24 protein-coding genes and 1 other RNA gene are annotated in these 21,635 nt (G+C 70.7%); 18 read left to right on the top strand and 7 right to left on the bottom strand.

Annotated features, from left to right (window positions below; genetic code table 11):
* Nucleotides 1-118: 118 nt before the first annotated feature.
* Nucleotides 119-703 carry a TMEM165/GDT1 family protein gene (locus B277_RS10780; protein WP_007928124.1) on the top strand — a complete coding sequence of 195 codons (585 nt, stop codon included), beginning with the start codon at nt 119-121 and terminating at the stop codon, nt 701-703.
* A gap of 30 nt (nt 704-733) precedes the next feature.
* Nucleotides 734-1,114, top strand: an RNA gene (gene rnpB, locus B277_RS16065) — RNase P RNA component class A.
* Between the two features lie 33 nt (nt 1,115-1,147).
* On the opposite strand, the gene B277_RS10775 is transcribed toward rnpB, so the two are convergent.
* Both B277_RS10775 and B277_RS10770 read right to left on the bottom strand, forming a co-directional pair.
* A complete protein-coding gene (locus B277_RS10775) occupies nt 1,148-2,242 on the bottom strand; it encodes a tyrosine-type recombinase/integrase (RefSeq protein ID WP_007928123.1) in 1,095 nt (364 codons plus the stop codon).
* 3 nt (nt 2,243-2,245) lie between these two features.
* Nucleotides 2,246-2,473: a helix-turn-helix domain-containing protein gene (locus B277_RS10770; protein ID WP_007928121.1), complete on the bottom strand. Its 228-nt coding sequence runs from the start codon at nt 2,471-2,473 to the stop codon at nt 2,246-2,248.
* A 92-nt stretch (nt 2,474-2,565) separates the two neighbouring features.
* Between B277_RS10770 and B277_RS10765 the strand changes: the two genes are divergently transcribed.
* From B277_RS10765 to B277_RS17530, 13 genes are all read left to right on the top strand, one after another.
* The gene (locus B277_RS10765; RefSeq protein ID WP_007928119.1) at nt 2,566-2,751 is read left to right on the top strand and encodes a helix-turn-helix domain-containing protein; all 186 of its coding nucleotides are present in this window, start codon (nt 2,566-2,568) and stop codon (nt 2,749-2,751) included.
* Between the two features lie 1,388 nt (nt 2,752-4,139).
* The gene (locus tag B277_RS16055) at nt 4,140-5,297 is read left to right on the top strand and encodes a DUF3631 domain-containing protein (RefSeq protein WP_169330608.1); all 1,158 of its coding nucleotides are present in this window, start codon (nt 4,140-4,142) and stop codon (nt 5,295-5,297) included.
* 105 nt (nt 5,298-5,402) lie between these two features.
* Nucleotides 5,403-6,008: a DUF6011 domain-containing protein gene (locus tag B277_RS10755; protein ID WP_156811778.1), complete on the top strand. Its 606-nt coding sequence runs from the start codon at nt 5,403-5,405 to the stop codon at nt 6,006-6,008.
* On the top strand, nt 6,005-6,367 hold the full coding sequence (locus B277_RS10750; RefSeq protein ID WP_007928116.1) for a hypothetical protein: 363 nt from the start codon (nt 6,005-6,007) through the stop codon (nt 6,365-6,367). Before B277_RS10755 ends, B277_RS10750 begins: the two co-directional genes overlap by 4 nt.
* A gap of 218 nt (nt 6,368-6,585) precedes the next feature.
* The gene (locus B277_RS10745) at nt 6,586-6,891 is read left to right on the top strand and encodes a hypothetical protein (RefSeq protein WP_007928115.1); all 306 of its coding nucleotides are present in this window, start codon (nt 6,586-6,588) and stop codon (nt 6,889-6,891) included.
* Nucleotides 6,888-8,270, top strand: a complete 1,383-nt coding sequence (locus tag B277_RS10740; RefSeq protein ID WP_007928114.1) for a hypothetical protein — start codon at nt 6,888-6,890, stop codon at nt 8,268-8,270. The genes B277_RS10745 and B277_RS10740 overlap by 4 nt, the downstream gene beginning before the upstream one ends.
* A gap of 536 nt (nt 8,271-8,806) precedes the next feature.
* Nucleotides 8,807-9,190, top strand: coding sequence for a hypothetical protein (locus B277_RS10735; protein ID WP_007928113.1), 384 nt, complete (start codon nt 8,807-8,809; stop codon nt 9,188-9,190).
* 56 nt (nt 9,191-9,246) lie between these two features.
* The gene (locus B277_RS10730) at nt 9,247-9,477 is read left to right on the top strand and encodes a hypothetical protein (protein WP_040881345.1); all 231 of its coding nucleotides are present in this window, start codon (nt 9,247-9,249) and stop codon (nt 9,475-9,477) included.
* Nucleotides 9,474-10,109: a WhiB family transcriptional regulator gene (locus B277_RS10725; protein ID WP_007928110.1), complete on the top strand. Its 636-nt coding sequence runs from the start codon at nt 9,474-9,476 to the stop codon at nt 10,107-10,109. The genes B277_RS10730 and B277_RS10725 overlap by 4 nt, the downstream gene beginning before the upstream one ends.
* The gene (locus B277_RS16050; RefSeq protein ID WP_007928109.1) at nt 10,099-10,725 is read left to right on the top strand and encodes a hypothetical protein; all 627 of its coding nucleotides are present in this window, start codon (nt 10,099-10,101) and stop codon (nt 10,723-10,725) included. Before B277_RS10725 ends, B277_RS16050 begins: the two co-directional genes overlap by 11 nt.
* Before the next feature lie 552 nt (nt 10,726-11,277).
* On the top strand, nt 11,278-11,910 hold the full coding sequence (locus tag B277_RS10715; protein ID WP_007928108.1) for a hypothetical protein: 633 nt from the start codon (nt 11,278-11,280) through the stop codon (nt 11,908-11,910).
* A gap of 59 nt (nt 11,911-11,969) precedes the next feature.
* Nucleotides 11,970-12,176, top strand: coding sequence for a hypothetical protein (locus tag B277_RS10710; protein ID WP_128276706.1), 207 nt, complete (start codon nt 11,970-11,972; stop codon nt 12,174-12,176).
* A gap of 452 nt (nt 12,177-12,628) precedes the next feature.
* Nucleotides 12,629-13,189, top strand: coding sequence for a hypothetical protein (locus B277_RS17530; RefSeq protein ID WP_156811777.1), 561 nt, complete (start codon nt 12,629-12,631; stop codon nt 13,187-13,189).
* 179 nt (nt 13,190-13,368) lie between these two features.
* On the opposite strand, the gene B277_RS10700 is transcribed toward B277_RS17530, so the two are convergent.
* From B277_RS10700 to map, 3 genes are all read right to left on the bottom strand, one after another.
* The gene (locus B277_RS10700; protein WP_007928105.1) at nt 13,369-14,628 is read right to left on the bottom strand and encodes an APC family permease; all 1,260 of its coding nucleotides are present in this window, start codon (nt 14,626-14,628) and stop codon (nt 13,369-13,371) included.
* Between the two features lie 66 nt (nt 14,629-14,694).
* Entirely contained in the window at nt 14,695-15,450 is a 756-nt protein-coding gene (gene ppgK / locus B277_RS10695) for a polyphosphate--glucose phosphotransferase (protein ID WP_007928104.1), read from the bottom strand.
* Between the two features lie 13 nt (nt 15,451-15,463).
* On the bottom strand, nt 15,464-16,327 hold the full coding sequence (gene map, locus B277_RS10690; protein ID WP_007928103.1) for a type I methionyl aminopeptidase: 864 nt from the start codon (nt 16,325-16,327) through the stop codon (nt 15,464-15,466).
* 80 nt (nt 16,328-16,407) lie between these two features.
* On the opposite strand from map, the gene B277_RS10685 reads away from it, so the two are divergent.
* The gene (locus B277_RS10685) at nt 16,408-16,605 is read left to right on the top strand and encodes a hypothetical protein (protein ID WP_007928102.1); all 198 of its coding nucleotides are present in this window, start codon (nt 16,408-16,410) and stop codon (nt 16,603-16,605) included.
* A 10-nt stretch (nt 16,606-16,615) separates the two neighbouring features.
* Here B277_RS10685 and B277_RS10680 read toward each other — a convergent pair whose 3' ends face one another.
* Together B277_RS10680 and panB are read right to left on the bottom strand one after the other, a co-directional pair.
* Nucleotides 16,616-17,248, bottom strand: a complete 633-nt coding sequence (locus B277_RS10680) for a class I SAM-dependent methyltransferase (protein WP_007928101.1) — start codon at nt 17,246-17,248, stop codon at nt 16,616-16,618.
* Between the two features lie 2 nt (nt 17,249-17,250).
* Nucleotides 17,251-18,147 (bottom strand): 3-methyl-2-oxobutanoate hydroxymethyltransferase, encoded by an 897-nt coding sequence (gene panB / locus B277_RS10675; RefSeq protein ID WP_007928099.1) that lies wholly within the window; start codon nt 18,145-18,147, stop codon nt 17,251-17,253.
* Nucleotides 18,148-18,540: 393 nt separating this feature from the next.
* On the opposite strand from panB, the gene B277_RS10665 reads away from it, so the two are divergent.
* Both B277_RS10665 and B277_RS10660 read left to right on the top strand, forming a co-directional pair.
* Nucleotides 18,541-20,748: an immune inhibitor A domain-containing protein gene (locus B277_RS10665; protein WP_007928097.1), complete on the top strand. Its 2,208-nt coding sequence runs from the start codon at nt 18,541-18,543 to the stop codon at nt 20,746-20,748.
* Nucleotides 20,749-20,858: 110 nt separating this feature from the next.
* A partial coding sequence (locus tag B277_RS10660) for a glutamine synthetase family protein (protein WP_007928096.1) occupies nt 20,859-21,635 on the top strand: 777 nt, incomplete at its 3' end.

Raw genomic sequence — 21,635 nt, 5'->3', positions numbered from 1 at the left:
GGCGCATCGGGCCAGCACTGCTGGCGGACGAGACTTTCGACCGGTTTGTCATGGGACGATCCCGGTCGAGGCTCGTCGCACCACGACTCCTCGTCCGGGCGGACGAGGAGTTTTTTTCATGTTCTCTGCACTGGTGCTCAGCACCGTGGTCATCTTCGTCGCCGAGCTCGGCGACAAGAGCCAGCTCATGGCGATGACCTTCGCCACCCGCTACCGCGCACGCGACGTCATCCTCGGCATCACCGCCGCGACGGCGATCGTGCACCTGGCCTCCGTCGGCATCGGCTACTTCATCGGCGCGAGCTTCGAGCGCTACCAGGGGCCGATCGCCATCGCGGCCGGTATCGCCTTCCTCGGCTTCGCCGCGTGGACCCTGCGCGGCGACGAGCTGACCGACGAGGAGGCGCAGAAGGCGCGCAAGGCGAAGGGGTCGGCGCTGCTGGCCGTCGGCCTGGCCTTCTTCCTCGCCGAGCTCGGCGACAAGACGATGCTCGCGACGATCACCCTCGCGGTCCGGGAGGACTGGTTCGGCACCTGGATCGGCTCGACCGTGGGCATGGTCGCTGCCGACGCGCTCGCCATCGGGGTCGGCGCCCTGCTCGGGCGCAAGCTGCCCGAGAAGGTCATCCAGTACGGAGCGGCCGCCGCCTTCGCGATCTTCGGGCTGGTCCTCGTCGCCGAGGGTGCGGGGTGGCTGGGCTGACCTGCGGCGCCCCGTAGACTGCTCGGCGGATGAGTCGGCCGGACGGCTGCGTCACCGCTTCGGCGGTGTCGAGGAAAGTCCGGGCTCCACAGGGCAGGGTGGTGGCCAACAGCCACCCGGGGTGACCCGCGGGACAGTGCCACAGAAAGCAGACCGCCACGGCGACCTCGGTCGTCGCGGTAAGGGTGAAACGGTGGTGCAAGAGACCACCAGCGATCCGGGTGACCGGATCGGCTCGGTAAACCCCACCCGGAGCAAGTCCAGACAGTGTGCGTCCGAGGGCTGCCCGCCCGAGCACACGGGTAGGACGCTGGAGGTCGTCGGCAACGGCGACCCGAGATGGATGGCCGTCACCCCGGCACGGGCAACCGCGTCGGGGGACAGAACCCGGCTTACAGGCCGACTCATCCCCACACCCTTGATTTTCCGGGGGTTCGGGCTGCCTCAGCGGCCCTGAGTCCTCAACGAGTCCTCAGGACGCACGAGCAGGGAGTCGACAGCCTCGCGAGTCCTCGAGTCGGAGTCGGGCCACAGGTGCGAGTACGTGTCGAGCGTCTCCTGCGCCGACTTGTGGCCCAGACGCTCCTGCACGACCTTCACGGACTCCCCGTGCCGGATGAGCAGAGACGCGTAGTGGTGGCGCAGGGCGTGGAATCCCTCACCCTCGACACCTGCGGCAGCCGTGGCCCGCTTCCACGCTGACCACACCGACGACTTCCGCAGCGGCTCGCCCTTCGCCGTCGTGAAGATCAGACCGGACTCCCCGGCAGGGAACGCTTCGAGGTGAGCGGCCAGCGCGTCGGCGACGACCTGAGGGAGCGGGATCTCGCGGTTGCTCGTCGGTGTCTTCGGTGGGCCGAAGACGGGCCGCCCGTCCTCGACGCCGACGAGCTGCCGGTCGACGACGAGTCGCCGCTCGAGGAACCTCACCCGGTCAGTGGTCAATCCGAAGACCTCGCCCTGCCGCATGCCGGTACCGGCGGCGAGCAGCACCATCGCGGCCCATCGGTTTGGCATCTCGTCGGCGATCGCAAAGACCTGCTCGACGCTCATCGGCGTGACCTTGGTCGGCACGCGCTCAGGGAGCTTGATCCCGACGCACGGTGTCGAGGCGATCCTGCGTGATGCCACCGCGGCCTTGAAGACGGTGGACACGTAGGAGTAGGTCACTTCCACGGTGGAAGGCGCGTAGGTCTCTGCAAGGGACTTCACCATCCGTTGCACGGTGTCGGGCGTGAAAGCGGCGAGCGGGACGTCGCCCACGAGCGGATACACGCGGTTCACCAAAGCGACGCGCACGACCTCCGCGGTCGACGGCCGGTAGGGCTGACTGGCTCGCCAGTCTTCCGCGTACGCGCGGAACGTCACGTTCCCGGCCTTGGGTGCGACGTACGCACCCGTGACCATCGACGCCGTGACCTCATCCAGCCAGCGCTGGGCGTCTGCCTTCCGGGCGTGGTGGCTGGCGTGCTGCTTGCCCGTCGCGTCGCGATACCGGGCCCGCCACTTCCCCGACGGCAGCTTCGAAATGCTGGCCATGCGTCAGTCCTCCTCGGTCACAAGGGCGTCGAGGTCGCAGCCCAGGATCTGCGTCAGCGTGACCGCCTCTGCCAGCTTCAACGAGCGGTCGCCGCGCTCGATCTGCGCCACTGTCTGCTGCCGCCACGTCTTCCACCCGCCCAGCAAGGCCATAGACGTGGCCACCGTCGCCTGCGGCCGGGAACCTCGCAGCGCCCGGACCCGGGCGCCGATCTGCTCATCTGAAATCACGCTCTGGACAGTACACGATTTTCGCGTGCTAGTTTCTGGCCAACACGAAAACCGTGTGAATGGACCAGAGAACTTCAAGGAGATGAGCTGAGATGAGCGACCTGCTGACGCTCGACGAGGTGGCGGTCGTGCTGCGCACGCCCGTCGCGACTTTGCGCTACTGGCGCGCCAACAACCGAGGCCCCGCCTTCATCAAGCTGGGCCGGCGCATCGTGTGCCGGCGGTCAGACCTGGACCGCTGGCTCGCCGAGCAGGCGAGCGCCCAGACCCAGTCCTGACGTCACCCCCCAATCGCTGCGGGCCGATCCACCGCAGCCACCCCACCCCCTCGCCGGGCGGCCCGCTGAGACGCGGGAACGAGACGACCGATCGGCTCGAGCGAGAGGACGAAATCCCTTGAGCCAGAACGCAGCCGACCCGGCCCCTGCCGACATCAGGGACCGGGCCGCAAGCACCACAACCGATAACCGTTCCCAGTTTAGCCGCCCAGCCCTCGACGCCGAGGTCGACGAGTTCCTCGACGACCTGACCGAGCTCGCCGTGCCGATCGCCCACGCGGTGGTCGGAGATGACGAGCAGGAGTTCCACCGCCCGACCGGCTGGCAGGACAGCACCGTCGACGGCAATGCCGCCGCCCGGGCCGCCCACGCTGCCCGCGGCGGCGCGCTGCTCGGCATCCTCGGTGGAAAGGTCGCCGTCGTCGACGTCGACACGAAGAACGGCGGGAGTGTCGAGGACACGCGGGCCCTGCTCGCGCAGCTCGGGGTGACGACTTACGCGGAGATCGCGACCCCGTCGGGTGGACGGCATTTCCATGTCGCCGGCCACCCTGACCTGCCCTCGGTCGGAGCCAGCAAGGACCGTGAGGGCCTGACCGGGCACCCGGGGGTCGAGATCCTCGCCGCCGGGCGTAACGCCTTCCTCCCGGGCACGACGCGCCCCACCTACGACGGTCGCGGATACGAGATCGTGAGCAACAACCTCGCCGCGCTGGCCGACGGCGGCGACGAGGACAGCGCCGAGCGGCTCGTCGACTGGGTGCTCGCCCACCGCGCCACGACGGCCCGCGGCGAGGCCCTGCCGACCGTGGACACCTCGACGATCACCGAGGCCCCCGAGGGAGCTCGCGAGCGTGCGCGGGTGTGGCTGGCGCGCGTCGACTTCGCCGACGACGCCCGCCGGCTGGCTACCGCCGAGGAGGACGCAACGATCGCCCTGGGCCCCGTCAGCGGGACGTGGGAAACGGGCGGTGTGGGCGGCGAGGGGATGCTCGCCTACGTGGCGGCGCGGGCCCTGCGGCTCGACGCCACGCGCGAGGCTCTGGGCCTGCCACCTCAGCACGCCGAGGAGTACGTCGCGGCCTTCGTCGACCGCTTCGGCGCCAACAGCGCCGAGGCCCGCATGGCCCGTCGCAAGCTGGACGCCAGCCGTGAGTACGCGGCCGAGCGCGGGCCCAAGCTGCCGCCGACATGGGCCGAGATCGTCGACGAGGAGCGAGCCAAGGAGCAGCTGACTTCCGGCGGTTCCGGCACTGTCGGAGGTTCCGGCGGTTCAGCTGGAGGGGAGCAGAGTGGGCAGGCTTCCGGCGGTTCCGACGGAATCGGAGGTTCCGGCGGTTCAGATGGGGGGGGGCACCCTCCACCGTGGGATCGAGCTCCCCGCCGACGTGATCGAGGACGGCGAGCACCTGCTCGACGAGGTGCGGGCCTTCCTCGCTCGTCACATCAGCGTCAACGACGACCACGACCTCGACATCCTGACGACGTGGGCCGCCCACACTCACGTGGCCGAGCGGCTGCACACGACGCCGCGTCTCCAGATCGACTCCCCGGTGCCCGAGTCCGGGAAGACGACTGTTCTCGAGCACTTGCAGCGCCTCTCGTTCAGTGCGGTGCTTGCCTCGTCGATCTCCTCGCCGGCTCTCCTCGCTCGACTCGTCGAGCACGAGCCGAGGACGCTCCTGTTCGACGAGGTCGACCGCACCCTCGACCCCAAGAAGGAGGGAGCCGGCGACCTGTTGGCAGTCCTCAACTCTGGGTACAAGGCGGGCGCGACGCGGCCGACCCTCATCCCGGTCAAGGGCGGTGGATGGGAGGCGAAGGAGCTGCCCACCTTCGCCCCGGTGGCGATGGCTGGCAACCAGCCGGCCCTGCCCGACGACACCCGCTCTCGCATCATCCGTGTGGTGCTCCTGCCCGACCACCTCGGGGTGGTCGAGGAGAGCGACTGGGAGGAGAAGGACGCCGAGGCTTCGATGTTGGGCGCGCGGCTGGCCCGCTGGGCCCTGCACGTCCACGACGAGGTGCGCCCTCGCCCTGACATGCCCCAGGGCTGCACCTCTCGCCTCAGGGAGAAGTGGCAGCCGCTGGCCCGGGTAGCGCAGGCCGCCGGCCCCCGGTGGCTGGCCACCATGCTCGAGTGCGCGGCCGAGGACGTCGCTCGTGTCCAGCAGGACCGCGAGGCAGGCCTCGCCGCCGAGCGGCCCTCGCTCCTCGTCCTGCGGCACATCTTGCAGGACTGGCCGACGTTCAGCCCGTTCTGGAAGACGACCGACATGCGCGACGCGCTCGTGCGGGAGCACCCCGAGGTCTGGGGAGAGTCGTCCGACTACGGCAAGGCACTGACGGTTCAGCGTCTGGGGCGGATGCTCGTCAGCAGCTACAACATCCGCTCCACCGTCGAGGACTCCGCCGACAAGAACAGCCCCCCGCGGATACCGCCGGTCCCAGTTCGAGCGTGCTGCACGGGCCCTCAACTCCCGCCCGACGGTGGCGATCCCGGAGGTTCAGGCACCCCCTGCCCGAACCGCCGGAACGTCCGATAGCGCCGGAACCGCCGGAACCGAGATCCCGCTCGCAGACAGCCCCTGCCCGGGCTGCGGTGGCCGGCTCGAGGCATCCCGCGAGGCCGCCGGCCTCGCCTGCCTCTCGTGCTACGGCAGGGGGGCCTGACGATGCACGCCACCTCGTTTCGCGGCACGCTGGCTCACGACGCCACGCCGGAGCTGCTCGAGCTCCTCGGGCGCCGAGGGGTGCCGGCCAAGCGGCTCGCGGCCCACCTCACGGAGGACGAGGAGCTCGACCTCCTCGCGGCTCACCCGCCGAAGGGGGTGAAGCCTCGCCCCGAGGTCGCGCCGCCTGCGCCCCTGTCGGCGAGGCCGGTCGCGACCCGGCTCGCCCTCGAGGACCACCTCGACGTCGACCGGCGCCGCGACCCGGTCGAGGAGGTCCACCTCGTCGACGGGACGGTCGCCCGCATCCGCCGCACCGCGGATGGTGAGCGCTACGCCGAGCGGTGGGACGAGACCTCGCGCCGCTACGGCCCGCACGAGCCCGGCCTCGTCGAGCGCACCACCGAGGCGACCCGCCTCGACGCCGTGGGCGCATCGCACCACGGTCGTACGTGGGGTCATTGCATGGTGTGTGGCCGGCTCCTGACCAACGCGACGAGCGTGCGCGCCGGTATCGGCCCCGTGTGCGTCGTCAACGTCTACGGGCACGATGCCCGCACCGAGATCGGCGGTGAGGACGTATGAGCACCGCCCACATCGTCACCGCGGTGACTGCCTGCGCGCCCGGCTTTTGCATCCGCGCGGCGGCGATTGACGAGACCGGCGTCGTCACCTTCGAGTCCGCGCCGGTGGTCGGCCTCGCCGACACGCTCGAGGTCGACATGGATGCGGGCGATACCGAGCGTGAGGTCGTCGCGGCCTACCTCGACCCGCTGGATGGGGTCGTGCGCCCCTTCGCCGACTTTGTCGTCGAGGGGTGGCGCGCGGCCCGCGTTCTGGCCCCCGGCGACGCCGAAGACGCCCGCGACGAGGAGCTCGCGGCGCAGCTCCTCGAGGAGTCCAGGGCGCGCGGGATCGTCGAGCGCTGGGCGGAGGGGTCATGACTCGGATCCTGCGGAGCTGGCAGGCCCGACGCGCCTACGCCGCCGGCCGCCGCGACGAGCGTGCCGCCTCGCGCCGCCGCTGCCTCGCCCTCGCCGAGCAGGTGACCCGATGAGCACCGCGACAACCGCCCGAGGCCCGCCCCCTTCGCCCGATGACGAGGACCGGGAGACGACCGCGCAACCACACACCGAGCACCACCGACCAAGGAGCAGCACCCATGACCACCACCTCCACCGACGAGGCCGTCGTCGTCGCCTACTACCCGCCCACGCCCCATCAGCGCGCCGCGCGCGTCGAGGTCACCTGCCCGTTCGGATGCGTCGAGCTGACGCCGACCGGGCGCCCGAAGAAGAACGGCCGCGCCCGTCGCCACCTGCACGGCATCGGCCCCGCCGGTGCGGTCCCCGACCTGGGGTCGAGGGTTTCGCACTGCCCCTCGACCCTCGGGCAGACGTATTTCCTTGTCGACCGGAACAACCTCGTGCCGGCCCGCCTCGAGGTCGCCGAGGAGATGCCGGCATGAGCGAGCCCAGCGCGGTCTACGTCGACGACTACCGCGGTGCCGACGTCGCCGACTCGATCGTCGCGCACTCGCCCCGCGGCACTGTGCACGCCCTTCGCGCAGCCGCACCGCACTACCTCGTCTCGGTCGCCGATGCCGTCCTCGTCGTCCCCGCGGTGACGCTCGCTCGGCGCCTCATCGGATCCACCGACGAGCACGGCCGTTGGGTCGTCCCCGCCGCACTGGCAGGCCCCCTGCTCGAGGCGATTCAGCAGGCCGCCGAGGGCGACCCCTCCGAGCTCCTCGCGCTCATCGTGAGCGAGATCAACCACACCCCCCGGCGACGTCGTCGCCACCAACAAGGAGAACTGACAATGACCGATCACAACGCCGACCTCGAGACCCTGGCCGACGAGATCCTCGCCGCGGGCGAGCAGCAGCAGACGGCCCCGAACGCGATGGAGCGCGCCCGCACCGACGGCGCTCGGATGACGAGCGGCATGGAGAGGGGCAACGGCCCAACCCGTTACGACCCTGCGACGTTCATGGACAAGCCGGCCAAGGACTCGCCCCGCCTCGAGCCCAGCGCCCGCCGCGGCTCGTCGTCGCCCTCGCAGTACGTCATGGCCCCGGGCATCTCCAATCTCAGCCACCTTGTGCACGAGGCTCGGCGTCGCCCTGACGACGCCACGCTCGGCGAGACGAAGGCCGCAGCGACGGCGTGGTCCGACTTCGTCGCCGCCGCGGACGAGGCCCGCGCCGCGGTCGGCGATGTGCCCGCCGCCATGCGCCGGGCGGCCGACGAGCGGGCCGCCGCCCTGGCCGACCCGGGCGAGAACCCCACGGTCCTGCCGTCCGTGGCCGATGCTCGTGCTCACGCGGAGGCCGTCGCCGGCAAGGCCCTTCGTCACGCGCTCGACCTGCGCAAGGCCTACGACGACGTCGTGCTCGAGACCGCGGGCGAGCGGCTCGCCGGGCTCGAGAAGGCAGTCCCGCAGCAGGCCGAGGCGATCGTCGCCCGGGTCGCGGACCTGCGGGCCGCAGTCGTCGCCCTGCGCGCCGGAGTCACCACGCTGACCTACGCCGCCGGTGAGGAGCGTGGCCTTCGTCCTCGGTCCCTTCCGACGGCGGTGCGCCTCGAGGAGCTGGACGCGCTCGAGGCCGAGGTCCGCCAGCTGGCCGCGATCGCCGCGGACCCGGCGGAGCCTGCGATCACCCCCTCCCTGCGCGAGCGCGCCTACATCCACAAGCAGGCCCAGCTTGCTGTGGGCGGAATCACGGCGGCCACGGTGGAGCTGGCCCGCATCGAGAAGTCAGAGGAGTACCGGCACACGCAGTACACCCGCGGAATCCCGACCCACGTCCTCGAGAACGCCGCCGAGCAGGCCCAGTACCGCTGAGCCATGACCTCGCGCACCTGCTCCCCCTTCGCCGGGCTGGCCTTCCACGCCAGCCCGGCGGGGTGGGGCGCCTCGGGCGTACGAGCACGAGGCACCGCGAGCGCGAGGCACCGCGAGCACGAGGCACCACGGGCGCACGAGCACGAGGCACCGCGGGCGCACGAGGCACCGCGAGCACGAGGCACCACGGGCGCACGAGCACGAGGCACCGCGAGCACGAGGCACGAGGCACGAGGGCAGGGTGGGGGGCACCTCGAGCCCTGCTCGCCCCGAGACCAGGCCGCCCCCCGCTCGCCCTGCGCCCCGGCCGACCTCGCGCACGACGACGACCGGCACGACCCACCGACTACGCGCCCCCGCTACGGGGTGGGGGGGGTGACCCCCCTAGGCGAGAAACACCTCGTCCGGGTCGCATAACACGCAACGGCCGATGACCCCTAGAACACCCTAAATGAGAATCATTCTCAACACCCATCCCGAGGCCCTCAGAGGCCACTACAAGCCCCAGACCATCCCACCCACCGAAAGGCCCTGAAATGCCCGCACACGACCCGCACGACGGCCTGCCGCAGCCGCCTGACGACCTCCGCGAGGAAGGCCTCGCACTCTGGTGGTCGATTCTCGAGGATCTCGACCTGGACCAGCACGAGCTCAGCCTCCTGCGTGCCGCCGCGAGGACCGCGGACCGGCTCGAGGACATCGCCCTCGAGCTCACCCGCGTGCCGCTGACGGTCACGAACCACAAGGGCGATGAGGTGAGCCACCCTCTCCTCGTCGAGCAGCGGATGCAGGGCGCAGCGCACGCCAAGTTGCTCGCGAGCCTGCGTCTCCCGTCGGGCCTGACCGAGGGTGGCGAGCTCAACAGGCCCCAGCGTCGCGGCGCGGCTCGTGGCAGCTATGGAATCCGGGGCCTCGCATGAAGCGGCGCCAGCGGCCCGCCGACGCCGCACCTCTGAGCCCTTGGGCCGATGACTGGGTGACCTCCCGCGAGCGCGATCTCCTCGGGGACGAGGAGGCAAACCGCCTCGCCTTCGCCCGACGCCGGGAGGAGGCCCTCCACCGTCCCGCGCAGACCCTCGACGACGAGCTCGTCCTCGACCAGAGGCCGACCGACGATGCACCGCTCGACACGACGGCTCTCGAGGTGCTGGCATGGCGGGACGCCGCCCTCGCCGGCCAGCTCTTGCCGTGGGAGGCCCAGCGATGAGCGCCGAGGCGGTCCTCGAGGACGCGACCTCACGCTCGCAGGCCCTCAGCGCGCGCCGCCGCAGGATCGAGGAGGCGCTCGAGCTGCCGCACCGCCCGGAGCGGCCGCACCGCGACCCGGACACCGCATGGATGACCCGAGCTGCCTGCGCCGACGAGCCTGCCGAGCGCCGGCTCGCCTTCGTGGCGGTCTCGCGCCAGCGTGACGCCCGCGACCTCGTCACGACCTGCGCGTCCTGCCCGGTCGCGACCGAGTGCCTCGCCGACGGACGCCGCGCGCATCTCAGCGGAGTGGCCGGCGGCCTCGTCCTGGACGACGGGCACCTCGCGCAGGACCGACGCGGAGACCTGGCCTTCCGCTCTACGACTGCGTGGCGCCGCGACGCCCCGGCGCAGCTCGTCGAGCCCGAGGAGCTCGTCGACCTCGCGCGGGAGGGCGGCATCACCGCCGCCGAGGCCGCCCGGGCCCTGCTCGGTGACGACGGGCCGGCCTCGGTGAAGTACGCCGGCACCGTCCTGCGCAGCCTCGTCACCGAGGGCCTGCTCGAGCACCTCCCGGGCCCGCCACGGATCGGGGCAGGTGGCCGGCAGCCGGGTACGTGGGTCATTCCGGGCGAGGCCGATGGTGCGTAGGCCCACCACCCCCGAAGACCGCTGGGAGGCCCGAGGGGCAGGGCTCTACGCCGGTCCCGAGCAGCAGCTCGACCCCGACGAGGTCACCACCTACGCCGCCGCCCTGCTCGCCGAGGCCGACGACTACAGCGGCGCCCGGTCTGCATGGCACCTGCGGGATCTCGTCCTGAACGCCAACGACGCCCCGACCGGCTCGACGGCCGGAGGAGCCGAGGCCGTCCTCGACGCCCTGCGAGCCCTGCGGCGGAGGGTGGGCGGCCCCAGCGTCCACGGCAAGGCCCGGCCCCACATGCCCCCGGATCGGGCGTGGACGCTCTACCGCGGCGGACCCGACCCCATCGGGTGCTCATGGACCGACGACGCCCGGATCGCGCGCACCTACGCCCGATTCCGCCCGGACGGCTTCGAGCGTCACCCCGAGGCGCCCGTGTGGACCCTCGACGTGCCCGCGTCGGCCGTCCTGGCCGTCGTGCCAGTGGCCGGCGCCGGAGGCCCCGACGAGTACGTCCTCGACCCCGCCGAGGTCGACCTCGAGCAGGCCGCCCGCGTGCCCCGTGAGGACCTGCCGCGCCCACTTCGTCGCCGGGGTGGGCGGATCGACTGGACGAGCGTCTAGAGGCGAGCGTCCCACCGCCGGCGGCCCTGTGCTGCGAGGATCGGCGCGTGGTCATCGACGTCAGCGCAAGACGGCGGATGCTCACTGCTACGGGGTTCCGCACAGTGGTGAGCTCGGCCGTAGGTGTTGACGCTGGAGCCAGAGTTACAAGGCACCTCGCGCATACGCGAGTCCTGGGGTTAAGGGCCTAGCTCGTCGCCGGGTGGTCTCATCGACTGGACGAACGCACAAGGCCGCTGGGCACAGGGCTGCCTACGGGCGCCGGGCTGTTACTGTCCGAGCTAGAAGTTGAAGGTGACAGGGGGGGGCGCGCATGGGTGGCAATGGCTTTCCGTCCATGAGTGCCTCTGACTTCAAGCGATTGCTCTGCAAAGTTCTTGGGTACAAGGAGGAGGCAGACTCTGGCCCCGGTTCGCACTGCTGGCTACGATCAGATCGGCACCCAGATATCAGGTGGGCCTTCCATAGGCGCGAAGTGAGTAGTATCGAGATTCGCAATGTGCTCGTGAAGCAGGTCGGACTGTCGGTCAGCGAGGCAAGGGAGGTCGTCAAATGAGGGTGCACACCATCGCGACAGAGTTCGCTCCCGATGCTTACGGGCTGGCTAGCCCCCAGGTGCCCGCCCTCTTCGCAGGCGGCACGAGTTCCGATGAGTTCGACGGCGATAACCTGCCAGCACTTCTGGCCCAAGCTGGGGGGCCAGCAGAGTTCAACCTCGTTCAGCATCGACAGACTTACCACAGCATCGAAGACCGCGAGTGGTACGTGCGGGTCCACTTGGACCTCTTCCCACAGCGGCACCACGATCGCATGGAGTTGCTGAGTCTTCTACGGCGTCTCTTGGAGGCAACCCCCGAGCCCATCGACGCCGCCCCGAAGAACCCCACCGGTGAAGCGCTCTTCGTCGCTGTGCTGCCGACCGATGAGGTCGGATGGGTCGCCGAGCAGCTGGGCCCCGGAGAGGTAGCAACGCTGGTGGCGAAGGCAGCGGATGACGATGGACTCATCACCTTCGATCTGTCCCAGTCTGATTCCGACCCAGACGAGGCAATCCCGCCGCAGACCACGATTGCTGAGGTATTGGAGAGCCTTGTCGTCCGCGAGGCCCCTGTGGCCGTTGACTTCCTTGACGACAGCAGTTCGCTGGCGCTTCAGCGCTCAGACCGCCGTCTTGTAACTCTTTGAGGTCGTCGAGACACAGCCGCGGCGAGCCGCATGCTGCGCTGCCCACCATGCTCGACCTCATGTCGAGGCTGCCTCAACCGCAGGACGCCGACGCGGTCCTCGTCACCGACGACGGCCACCGCCTCGGGTACGTGCCTCGCCCGCTCCTCGAGTACGTGCGCCCCGCGCTGGAGCGCCACCACGAGCTGACCGTCGAGCGGGTCAACCCTCCCGCCGGGTTCCACATGCGCCTGCTCGTGCGTCTGGCCGGCCACCAGCCCGGCTAGACGTCAGGGGCCTAGCGGTGCCGACGACCCCTGACGAGAGGTGGGTGCCGCCCGGTCACCCCCTGGCCGGCCACCCCGATTTCGGGGCCTACTGGGCGCCATTCCTCGCCGAGGTGGACGCCACCGAGGCTCCCCGCCTTCCCGGCAAGCGCCGAGACTTCCGGGCGGTGACGGACGGGCCTCGGTTGCTGGACCTTAGGACCGAGTTCGACGTCTTGCTATGGCTGCACCGCTGCGGCCTGCGCCCAGAGTTCGGCGCTACCGACGGCACGCCAATGCCTGACTTCGTCCTGCCTGACTTGGGGCTCGGAATCGAGGTCACACGACTTGGCAGGCCCAATGTGGGTTGGAAGCTCGTTCGCCTTGTGATGGACGAGACGCGGGGGCGCCGCCCGCGACGGCTTGCGACCATCCGCATGTCAGCGCATCCCGTGATGGTTAGGCAGCGGGTCATGGACGAGATCAGGGTCGAGGTGAGAGCCAGTCTCGAGCAGGATGAGCCGCCGCCGGTCTTCGCGGTGCTGCGGCCAGCACACGACGGCAGTCCGGCGGTCACGGTCGCGATTTCGTTTGATCGGCCCTTCGGGTCGGCCATACCGACGTTGGTAGCGCCGCCCCCGGGTCGGACACCCGTGGCCCGGCATGACGTCGAGAATCTCGTCGCCGGGGTGCTGACCGAGAAACGCAAGCGTCGGCAGGGCGAGGCCATGCCCACGGTCTTGTGCGTGGAAGTGGGGGGCCTCATGCAGGCCATCACGCGCACCGACGCCGAGGCATGGTCTCGGCGCCTGGCTGAGATTCTCGCCAAGCACCGCGAGCGGACATCCTTCGCCGCACTGGCCCTCGTCGCATTCGGCGCGACCAGCCGAGTCCCCAGAGTCGCCCTCGGGGTCACGCCCCCCTTCGCCCGTGGTCGAACGCTGGGCCGACGCAATCGGCATCGGGCCCCACGGCGGAGGGTAAGCACACCCGCCGGCCAGCTGCTCACGACGGCCCACCGAGTCCTCAAATAGTCCTCAAGATGTCCGCCAGAGGCACGCAACAACCATCAGCAACCGTCAACGTCCCGACGGCAGGGGAGCCCGGAATATCAAGGGATTCGACGGTTACCGTCGACAACCATCAATAGCCGTTGATCGCCTCGGGAGAACCCGGCTTACAGGCCGACTCATCCCGCCCCCTTCGTCGGGGCTCACTCCCGGGTGGCGTGCCTGACCCATCCGATGACGGCCCCGAGCAGCAGCACGAGCACTCCCGCGACGACGCTCTGCCACGGCAGCAGCGCGGCGACGCCGAGACACCCGACGAGACCGAGGGCAGGGACCACCCGGCGCGACCACCGCGGGTCGAGCGTCCACGCGCTCGCGTGCAGCAGGGCGAAGTGCACGAGCACGCAGAAGGAGGCGAAGGCCATCGCCTGGCGGACGTCGACGAGCACGATCGAGACGACGACGAAGGCCGCGACGACGACGAGAGCGCGTCGCGGCAGCAGGTGCGGTCCCTCGCGGACGGCCAGGGCCACGGGCAGGTGACGGTCACGTGCCATGGCCGCGACGGTGCCCGACGTCGTGAGGACGAGCCCGAGGAGCACCCCGCCGGCGGTGAGGACCGCGGCGACCTGCAGCACCGGGCCGAGCCACGGCCAGGCGGAGATCTCGGCGGCCTCGACGACCGGGAGCTGACGCGCGGCGACCCAGCCCGTGCCGAGGGTGCGGGAGAGGCCGAAGGCCACGAGCAGGGTGGTCGTGATGACGATGCCGAGCGAGACGGTCAGGGCCCGGGGCACCGTGCGGTCCAGCGCTCCACCCCGGGTGCGCTGGTTGAGCAGACGCACCGAACCGGTCAGCGCGAAGACGACGAAGCCCGCTGCCTGGACGACACCCGTGACGCCGCCCGACCCCTCGGGCGCGCTGGGTCGGCCGTCGGCGAGGACCGGTGGCGTGGCGAGCAGGCTCACGACGAAGACGAGCAGCACGACGACCGCCAGCGCCGCGAGGACACCTTCGCCGCGGGTCGAGCGGGTGATGCCCTGCAGGTGCAGCCCGAGCGCGCCGAGCACGGCGGCCACGGCGACGACCTTGGGGAACCCGGGCAGCAGGTGCATGCCCAGGGTGAGCGCCAGCGCCGCCGCGGCCGAGACCGCGCCGACGACGAAGGCCCATCCGGACAGGTGACCCCACGCGACCCCCAGTCGGTCCCGGCCGTGGACGTGGGTGCCGAGCGGTGCCCGGCTCGAGACGGCCAGTCGGGCCGCGGAGGCCGCGTTGAGCGCGACGACGGCCGCGGCGAGCAGCACGGCCGGGAGGAGCTGGTCGCCGGCCGCCATGGCGGCGGGAGCGAGGGCGACGAAGATGCCGGCGCCGACGACGGAGGACAGCCCGGTGCCGACGGCGTCGGGCAGCGTCGACGGACGGCTCGTGGCCGCCGAGGCTCCCTCCGACGCTCTCGTCATGCGCCCTACCCTGCCGCATGGCCACCCGCGACGGCGGGGAGCGCGCCGATCCGGGACGAAGGGGAGTCAGTTGCCCTTGGCCGCCAGGCGCGCTGCGCCGATGATGCCCGCCTTGTTCTTCAGCTTGGCCGCGACGACCGGGGTGCGCAGGTCGAGCAGCGGCAGGAAGGTGTCGGCCTTCTTGCTGATGCCACCACCGACGACGAAGAGGTCGGGCCACAGGAGGGCCTCGAGTCGGGAGTAGTAGACCTGCAGGCGAGCGGCCCACTCCTCGAGGTCCAGGCCCTCGCGCTCGCGGACGGAGTCGGCGGCGCGGGTCTCGGCGTCGTGGCCCTCGATCTCGATGTGGCCGAGCTCGGTGTTGGGCACGAGGTGGCCGTCGACGAGCAGGGCCGTGCCGATGCCGGTGCCGAGGGTGGTGAGGACGACGACGCCGTCCTGCCGCTTCGCTGCGCCGTAGTAGCGCTCGGCCACGCCGGCTGCGTCCGCGTCGTTGACGACGTGCACGTCCCGGCCCAGCCGGTCGCCGAAGAGCTCGCGGGCATCGACCCCGATCCAGGAGGAGTCGATGTTGGCGGCGGTCTGCACGACGCCGTGGGTGACGACCGCGGGCACGGTGATGCCGACGGGGACGCCCTTCTTCACCCCGAAGTGGTCGACGACCTGCTCGACGACGTCGCAGACCGCGTCGGGCGTGGCCTGGTCGGGCGTGGCGATGCGCAGGCGGTCCTCCGCGAAGGACCCCTTGTCGAGGTCGACGGGTGCCCCCTTGATGCCGGAGCCTCCGATGTCGATCCCGAGGGCGTCGTGCTGCTTGCTCATCGTGGGTCTCCTGTCAGGGGAGCGTGAGGATCTCGTTGCCCTCATCGGTGATGAGGATGGTGTGCTCGAACTGCGCCGACCGGCGGCGGTCCCGCGTCACGGCGGTCCAGCCGTCGTCCCAGAGGTCCCACTGCGGGGTCCCGAGGTTGAGCATGGGCTCGATCGTGAAGGTCATGCCCGGCTCGATGACCGTGTCGTACTGCGGGGCCGCATCGTAGTGGGGGACGACCAGGCCCGAGTGGAAGCTCGTCCCGATGCCGTGACCGGTGAAGTCGTGCACGACGCCGTAGCCGAAGCGCGCCGCGTACTTTTCGATGACCCGGCCGATGATGTTGATCTGGCGGCCGGGCAGGGCCGCCGTGATCCCGCGGAGCATGGCCTCGTGGGTGCGCTCGGCGAGCAGCCGCGACTCCTCGTCGGGCTCGCCGGCGAAGAAGGTCGCGTTGGTGTCCCCGTGCACCCCGCCGACGTAGGCGGTGATGTCGATGTTGACGAGGTCGCCCTCCTCGAGAGGGCGGTCGTCGGGGATGCCGTGGCAGACCACCTCGTTGACCGAGGTGCACAGCGACTTCGGGAAGCCGCGGTAGCCGAGGGTCGAGGGGTAGGCGCCGTGGTCGAGCAGGTACTCGTGGCCGATGCGGTCGATCTCGTCGGTCGTCACCCCGGGGGCCACCGCGGAGCCGGCGGCGGCGAGTGCGCGGGCCGCGATGCGGCAGGCGTGCCGCATCGCCTCGATGGTCTCGGCGTCCTTGACCTCGGACCCGGCGAAGGGGGTGGGAGCCTCCTTGCCGACGTACTCGGGGTGGGCGATCCGGCCGGGCACCTCGCGGCGGGGGGAGACCTGACCGGGTGTCACGGTTGCGACGGGGGCGGGCATGCGGTGGAGTCTAGGCAACGAGGGCGCGGCCCACGCGCCCCGGGCTGCGGACGAGGTCCGCGAGGAAGGACGGCACGACGATGGCGTACTGGTTCAACATCGAGTCCGGTCAGGTCGAGAGCGACGACAACCGCTCCCAGGGCGCGGACGTCATGGGTCCCTACGAGACCGAGGCGGAGGCGGCCGGCGCGCTCGCCACGGCACGGGCGAAGACGGAGGCCTGGGACGAGCAGGACCGCAAGGACAAGGAGTGGGAGACCGGCGACGCGCAGGCCTGATCCTCCCTGCTCACCGGGGCCGGTGGACCGTGAGGGCCCAGCTGCCGTCACCGGGCCACGGGTCCCGGTCCCACGAGGAGTACCTGACGACGAGCGAGAGGTCGGCAGCGAAGGCCGCGCGGTCGACGTCGTCGGCGTCGACCGCGGCAGCGCCGGGCGGCTGGTGGCCCGGCAGGGCCCAGCCGCAGACGAGGCGGCCGTCGGTCGTCAGGTGGGCCCGGAGCCGGCGCAGTACGTCGACGAGCGTGCCGTCGGCGAGGAAGGGCACGACGTTGCCGGCGAGGACGATCACGTCGAAGGCCTGACCGGTGAGCGTGAGCGTCGCCAGGTCGGCGTGGACGAAGCGGGTGGTGTCGTCGCGCTCGCGGGCCACCTCGATCATCGCGCCGTCGGCGTCGACCCCGACGACGTCGTGCCCGAGGGCGGTGAGCGTCGAGGCGACCCGGCCGGTGCCGCACCCCGCGTCGAGGATGCGGGCTGGCGCCTCGTGGAGGGCGTGGACGAAGCGCGCCTCGCCGTCGAGGTCGACCCCCTGCTCGGCGAGCGCGTCGAAGCGCTGCTGGTACGCGTGCGCGGCGTCGATGCCCCCGGACACCTCCGACCACCGGGTGCGGATCTCGGGGAGCTCGGCGGCAGGCGACATCGTCAGCTCTCGAAGGAGTGCTCGGCGGCAGGGAAGGTGCCGGCCGCGACGTCGGCGGCGTAGGCCCGGGCCGCGTCACCGAGGACGGTGCTCAGGTCGGCGTACCGCTTGACGAAGCGCGGTGCCCGGCCGGTGCGCAGGCCGGCCATGTCCTGCCAGACGAGGACCTGGGCGTCGCAGTCCGGACCGGCACCGATGCCGATGGTCGGGATGCGCAGCTCGCGGGTGACCTCGGCGGCGGACGCGGCCGGCACCATCTCCATGACGACGGCGAAGGCGCCGGCCGCCTGGACTGCGCGGGCGTCCTCGAGCAGCTTCGCGGCGGCCTCGCCGCGCCCCTGGACGCGGTAGCCGCCGAGGGTGTGCTCGCTCTGCGGGGTGAAGCCGATGTGTGCCATGACGGGGATGCCCCCCTGCGTCATCCGCTCGATGGTCGGGGCCATCTCGGCGCCGCCCTCGAGCTTGACGGCGTGCGCCAGGCCCTCCTTCATCAGGCGGGCCGCGGAGAGGTAGCCCTGCTCGGGAGAGGCTTGGTAGGTGCCGAAGGGGAGGTCGGCCACGACGAGTGCGCTCGCCGCGGCGCCGGCGACGGCCCGGGTCAGCGGGATCATCTCGTCGAGGGTCACGGGGACGGTGGTCTCGTAGCCGTAGACGTTGTTGCCGGCGGAGTCGCCGACGAGGAGCACCGGGATCCCGGCGCCGTCGAAGACCTGCGCGGCATACATGTCGTAGGCGGTGAGCATCGCCCAGCGCTCGCCCCGCTCCTTCATCGCCTGCAGGTGGGGGATGCGCACCCGCTTGGGCGGGGCAGCCGCCGCGGCGGGGCCGTTGCCGTAGGGGGCGGTGCCCTCCGGCGCGGAGCCGTCGGTGGGGGTGGCGTCGGGCGCAGGGGTGGTCATGGGTCCAGCGTAGGGGGAGGGGCCCTGGGGCACGCCACGAGTGGTGGATAGAGGGAAAACCCGCACGGGGTCACCCCGAAGAGTAAGGATTCCTTCAGGAAATCCTGTGTTGTCTCCCGGTCGCCGGCAAATCTTGGTTGAGTGCGCTCACCCCTGTGGCACGAGCCACAACATTTTTTGGAGGACCCGTGAAGAGACGCCACACCCATGTCGTGTCCGGCCTCGCGGCTTCCGCCCTCGTCCTGACCCTCGCGCCGATGTCGGCGACCGCGGGGACGAGCGCTGCGATGCCCCCCCGAGGACAAGGCCGCTTCGACGGCCCGGCACGACGACCTGCCCAACCCTCTGGGTGACGCCCAGCGCGAGCTGCGCGAGGACGCCGTCGACAAGCTGATGCGCGGCGAAGCCCGCGTCGTCACCAAGAACGGCACGCAGGTCATCGAGATCACCAGCGACGATGCCGCCGAGACCCACGCCAAGGCCAAGGGCCACCAGGACAAGACGTCTGCGGGCAAGGGGAAGGGCAAGGGGAAGGGCAAGCCGCGCACCAAGTACGTCCAGTACGACGTCGACCGCGAGGCGAGCATCTTCACGATCCTCACCGACTTCGGCGACAAGACCAAGCCTGCCCAGGGCGGCGAGGCCGGCCCGGTGCACAACGAGATCCCCGAGCCGGACCGCTCGGTCAACAACTCGACGATCTGGGACGAGGACTTCAGCCGCGACCACTACACCGAGCTGATGTTCGGTGCCGATGACGCGGACAAGGGCAAGGGCAAGGGCAAGGGGAAGGGGAAGAAGAAGGACCAGCAGTCCTTCCGTGACTTCTACCTCAAGCAGTCCCAGGGCCGCTTCCTCACCAAGGGTGACGTCAGCGACTGGGTGACCGTCCCCTACAACGAGGCTCGCTACGGCCACAACCCGGTCGCGGGCGACGGCACGTCCGAGGCCGAGGGCTACTGGAACTACATCGCGGACACCGCGACCGCCTGGTACGAGGACCAGGTCGCGCAGGGCAAGAGCGAGGCCGAGATCAAGGAGTACCTCGCCCAGTTCGACGTCTGGGACCGCTACGACTTCGACGGTGACGGCGACTTCAACGAGCCCGACGGCTACATCGACCACTTCCAGGCGATCCACGCCGGCGAAGGGGAGGAGGCCGGCGGCGGCGAGCAGGGCGAGGACGCCATCTGGAGCCACCGGTGGTACGCCTTCTCCAACAACATGGGCAAGGACGGGCCGGCGCAGAACAAGCTCGGTGGCGTGCCGCTCGGCGACTCCGGCATCTGGATCGGTGACTACACGACCGAGCCGGAGAACGGTGGCCTGGGTGTCTTCACCCACGAGTTCGGTCACGACCTCGGTCTGCCGGACCTCTACGACACCGCCGGCGGTGACAACGGCACCGGCTTCTGGACCCTGATGTCCGGCGGCTCGTGGCTCAACGACGGCACCGAGGACATCGGCTCCAGCCCGGGCTACATGGGTGCCTGGGAAAAGCTCCAGCTGGGCTGGCTCGACGTCGAGACGGTCAAGCAGGGCCAGAAGGTCAACCTCGACCTCGGTCCCGCCGACCGTGACCACAAGGCCCTGCCGCAGGCTGCCGCCGTCCTCCTGCCCGAGGAGACGGTGACGACCGACTACAACACGCCGCACTCGGGTGAGTTCGAGTGGTGGTCCGGCTCCGCGGACGACCTCAACAACACGCTGACCCGTGAGATCGACCTCACCGGGGCGAGCTCTGCGTCCGTCTCCGCCCAGCTGGCCACCGAGATCGAGGCCGGCTACGACTTCCTGTACACGGAGGTCAGCACCGACGGTGGGTCGACGTGGGAGGAGCTGGCCGCCACCGACGGCGGTGACCTCACCTGGGGCGAGGTCACGACCGACCTGAGCGCCTATGCGGGCCAGAAGGTCCAGTTCCGCTGGCGCTACCAGTCCGACGGCGGTGTCTCCATGGCCGGTGCCTTCATCGACGACATCACGATCACCGTCGACGGCACCGCGGTCCTCACCGACGACGTCGAGTCCGGCGACAACGGCTGGACCGCCGACGGCTTCACCCGGATGTCGGGCTCGACCTCCGAAAAGGTCCAGAGCTACTACCTCGCCGAGAACCGCGTGTACTCGGGCTACGACGAGAACCTCAAGACCGGCCCGTACAACTTCGGTGACCCCGAGCGTCCCGACTGGGTCGAGCGCTTCCCGTACCAGGACGGCCTGCTCGTCTGGTACATCAACAACGCCTACTCGGACAACAACACGAGCACGCACCCCGGCTACGGCCAGGTCCTGCCCGTGGACGCCCGTCCGGCGCCGGTGAAGTTCTCCAACGGCAAGCTGCTCGGCAACCGCCGTCAGCCCTTCGACGCCACCTTCGGCACCCAGCGCACCGACGAGGTGACCTTCCACAACGCGGGCATCCCGCAGACGGTCCCGTCGAGCAAGGGCATCCGCACCTTCGACGACTCCGACCCCGACCGCTACTGGTCGGCGGAGAACCCGTGGAGCTCGACGAAGGTCGCCGGGTCCGGCACGAAGATCACCGTCCTCAAGGAGAAGAAGGACGAGATGAAGCTGCGCATCGAGGCCGGGCGCTGATCGCACCCACCTGAGCACGGCACCCGACACCGGGCCCGCCCCGTCCACCGGACGGAGCGGGCCCGGTGTCCGTTGCGTTGCGACCCCTCCGGCTAGGGCAGGATGGGCACATGGATCGTCAGCAGGAGTTCGTCCTCCGCACCATCGAGGAGCGCGACATCCGGTTCGTCCGGTTGTGGTTCACCGATGTGCTCGGGACGTTGAAGTCCGTGGCCATCGCCCCGGCCGAGCTCGAGGGTGCCTTCACCGAGGGCATCGGCTTCGACGGCTCGGCGATCGAGGGGTTCACCCGGGTCTACGAGGCGGACATGCTGGCGCGCCCCGACCCCTCGACCTTCCAGGTCCTGCCGTGGCGGGGCGAGCACCCGGGCACCGCCCGGATGTTCTGCGACATCCAGCTGCCCGACGGCAGCCCCGCACTGGCCGATGCCCGCTACGTCCTGCGCCGCACGCTCGACAAGGCGGCGGACATGGGCTTCAGCTTCTACACCCACCCCGAGATCGAGTTCTTCCTGCTCAAGCAGGGCACGACCCCCGGTGAGCGTCCGGTCCCCGTCGACGACGGCGGGTACTTCGACCACGTGCCGAAGGGGGAGGCCCACGACTTCCGTCGGGCAGCCATCACCATGCTCGAGTCGGTCGGCATCTCCGTGGAGTTCAGCCACCACGAGGGGGCTCCGGGGCAGAACGAGATCGACCTGCGCTACGCCGACCGCCTGTCGACGGCGGACAACATCATGACCTTCCGGACGGTCATCAAGGAGGTCGCCCTCGAGCAGGGGGTGTACGCCACCTTCATGCCGAAGGTCTTCGCCGAGTACCCGGGCAGCGGGATGCACACCCACATGTCGCTCTTCGAGGGTGACACCAATGCCTTCTACGAGCCG

The organism is Janibacter hoylei PVAS-1, assembly GCF_000297495.1.
GTDB lineage: Bacteria > Actinomycetota > Actinomycetes > Actinomycetales > Dermatophilaceae > Janibacter > Janibacter hoylei.
The sequence above is the reverse complement of the archived record's forward strand: the minus strand, read 5'-3'. Positions and strand labels throughout refer to the sequence as shown.

Excerpts from the sequence above, each read along its gene's own strand:
- B277_RS10725 (WP_007928110.1), top strand. The coding sequence starts at position 9,474 with ATGAGCGCCGAGGCGGTCCTCGAGGACGCGACCTCACGCTCGCAGGCC.
- B277_RS10740 (WP_007928114.1), top strand. The coding sequence starts at position 6,888 with ATGAGCGAGCCCAGCGCGGTCTACGTCGACGACTACCGCGGTGCCGAC.
- B277_RS10680 (WP_007928101.1), bottom strand. The coding sequence starts at position 17,248 with ATGTCGCCTGCCGCCGAGCTCCCCGAGATCCGCACCCGGTGGTCGGAG.
- B277_RS10780 (WP_007928124.1), top strand. The coding sequence starts at position 119 with ATGTTCTCTGCACTGGTGCTCAGCACCGTGGTCATCTTCGTCGCCGAG.
- B277_RS10710 (WP_128276706.1), top strand. The coding sequence starts at position 11,970 with ATGTCGAGGCTGCCTCAACCGCAGGACGCCGACGCGGTCCTCGTCACC.
- B277_RS10735 (WP_007928113.1), top strand. The coding sequence starts at position 8,807 with ATGCCCGCACACGACCCGCACGACGGCCTGCCGCAGCCGCCTGACGAC.
- ppgK (WP_007928104.1), bottom strand. The coding sequence starts at position 15,450 with ATGAGCAAGCAGCACGACGCCCTCGGGATCGACATCGGAGGCTCCGGC.
- B277_RS10750 (WP_007928116.1), top strand. The coding sequence starts at position 6,005 with ATGAGCACCGCCCACATCGTCACCGCGGTGACTGCCTGCGCGCCCGGC.
- panB (WP_007928099.1), bottom strand. The coding sequence starts at position 18,147 with ATGACCACCCCTGCGCCCGACGCCACCCCCACCGACGGCTCCGCGCCG.
- B277_RS10765 (WP_007928119.1), top strand. The coding sequence starts at position 2,566 with ATGAGCGACCTGCTGACGCTCGACGAGGTGGCGGTCGTGCTGCGCACG.
- B277_RS10685 (WP_007928102.1), top strand. The coding sequence starts at position 16,408 with ATGGCGTACTGGTTCAACATCGAGTCCGGTCAGGTCGAGAGCGACGAC.
- B277_RS10715 (WP_007928108.1), top strand. The coding sequence starts at position 11,278 with ATGAGGGTGCACACCATCGCGACAGAGTTCGCTCCCGATGCTTACGGG.
- B277_RS10700 (WP_007928105.1), bottom strand. The coding sequence starts at position 14,628 with ATGACGAGAGCGTCGGAGGGAGCCTCGGCGGCCACGAGCCGTCCGTCG.
- B277_RS17530 (WP_156811777.1), top strand. The coding sequence starts at position 12,629 with ATGGACGAGATCAGGGTCGAGGTGAGAGCCAGTCTCGAGCAGGATGAG.
- B277_RS10665 (WP_007928097.1), top strand. The coding sequence starts at position 18,541 with ATGCGCGGCGAAGCCCGCGTCGTCACCAAGAACGGCACGCAGGTCATC.
- map (WP_007928103.1), bottom strand. The coding sequence starts at position 16,327 with ATGCCCGCCCCCGTCGCAACCGTGACACCCGGTCAGGTCTCCCCCCGC.
- B277_RS10745 (WP_007928115.1), top strand. The coding sequence starts at position 6,586 with ATGACCACCACCTCCACCGACGAGGCCGTCGTCGTCGCCTACTACCCG.
- B277_RS16050 (WP_007928109.1), top strand. The coding sequence starts at position 10,099 with ATGGTGCGTAGGCCCACCACCCCCGAAGACCGCTGGGAGGCCCGAGGG.
- B277_RS10775 (WP_007928123.1), bottom strand. The coding sequence starts at position 2,242 with ATGGCCAGCATTTCGAAGCTGCCGTCGGGGAAGTGGCGGGCCCGGTAT.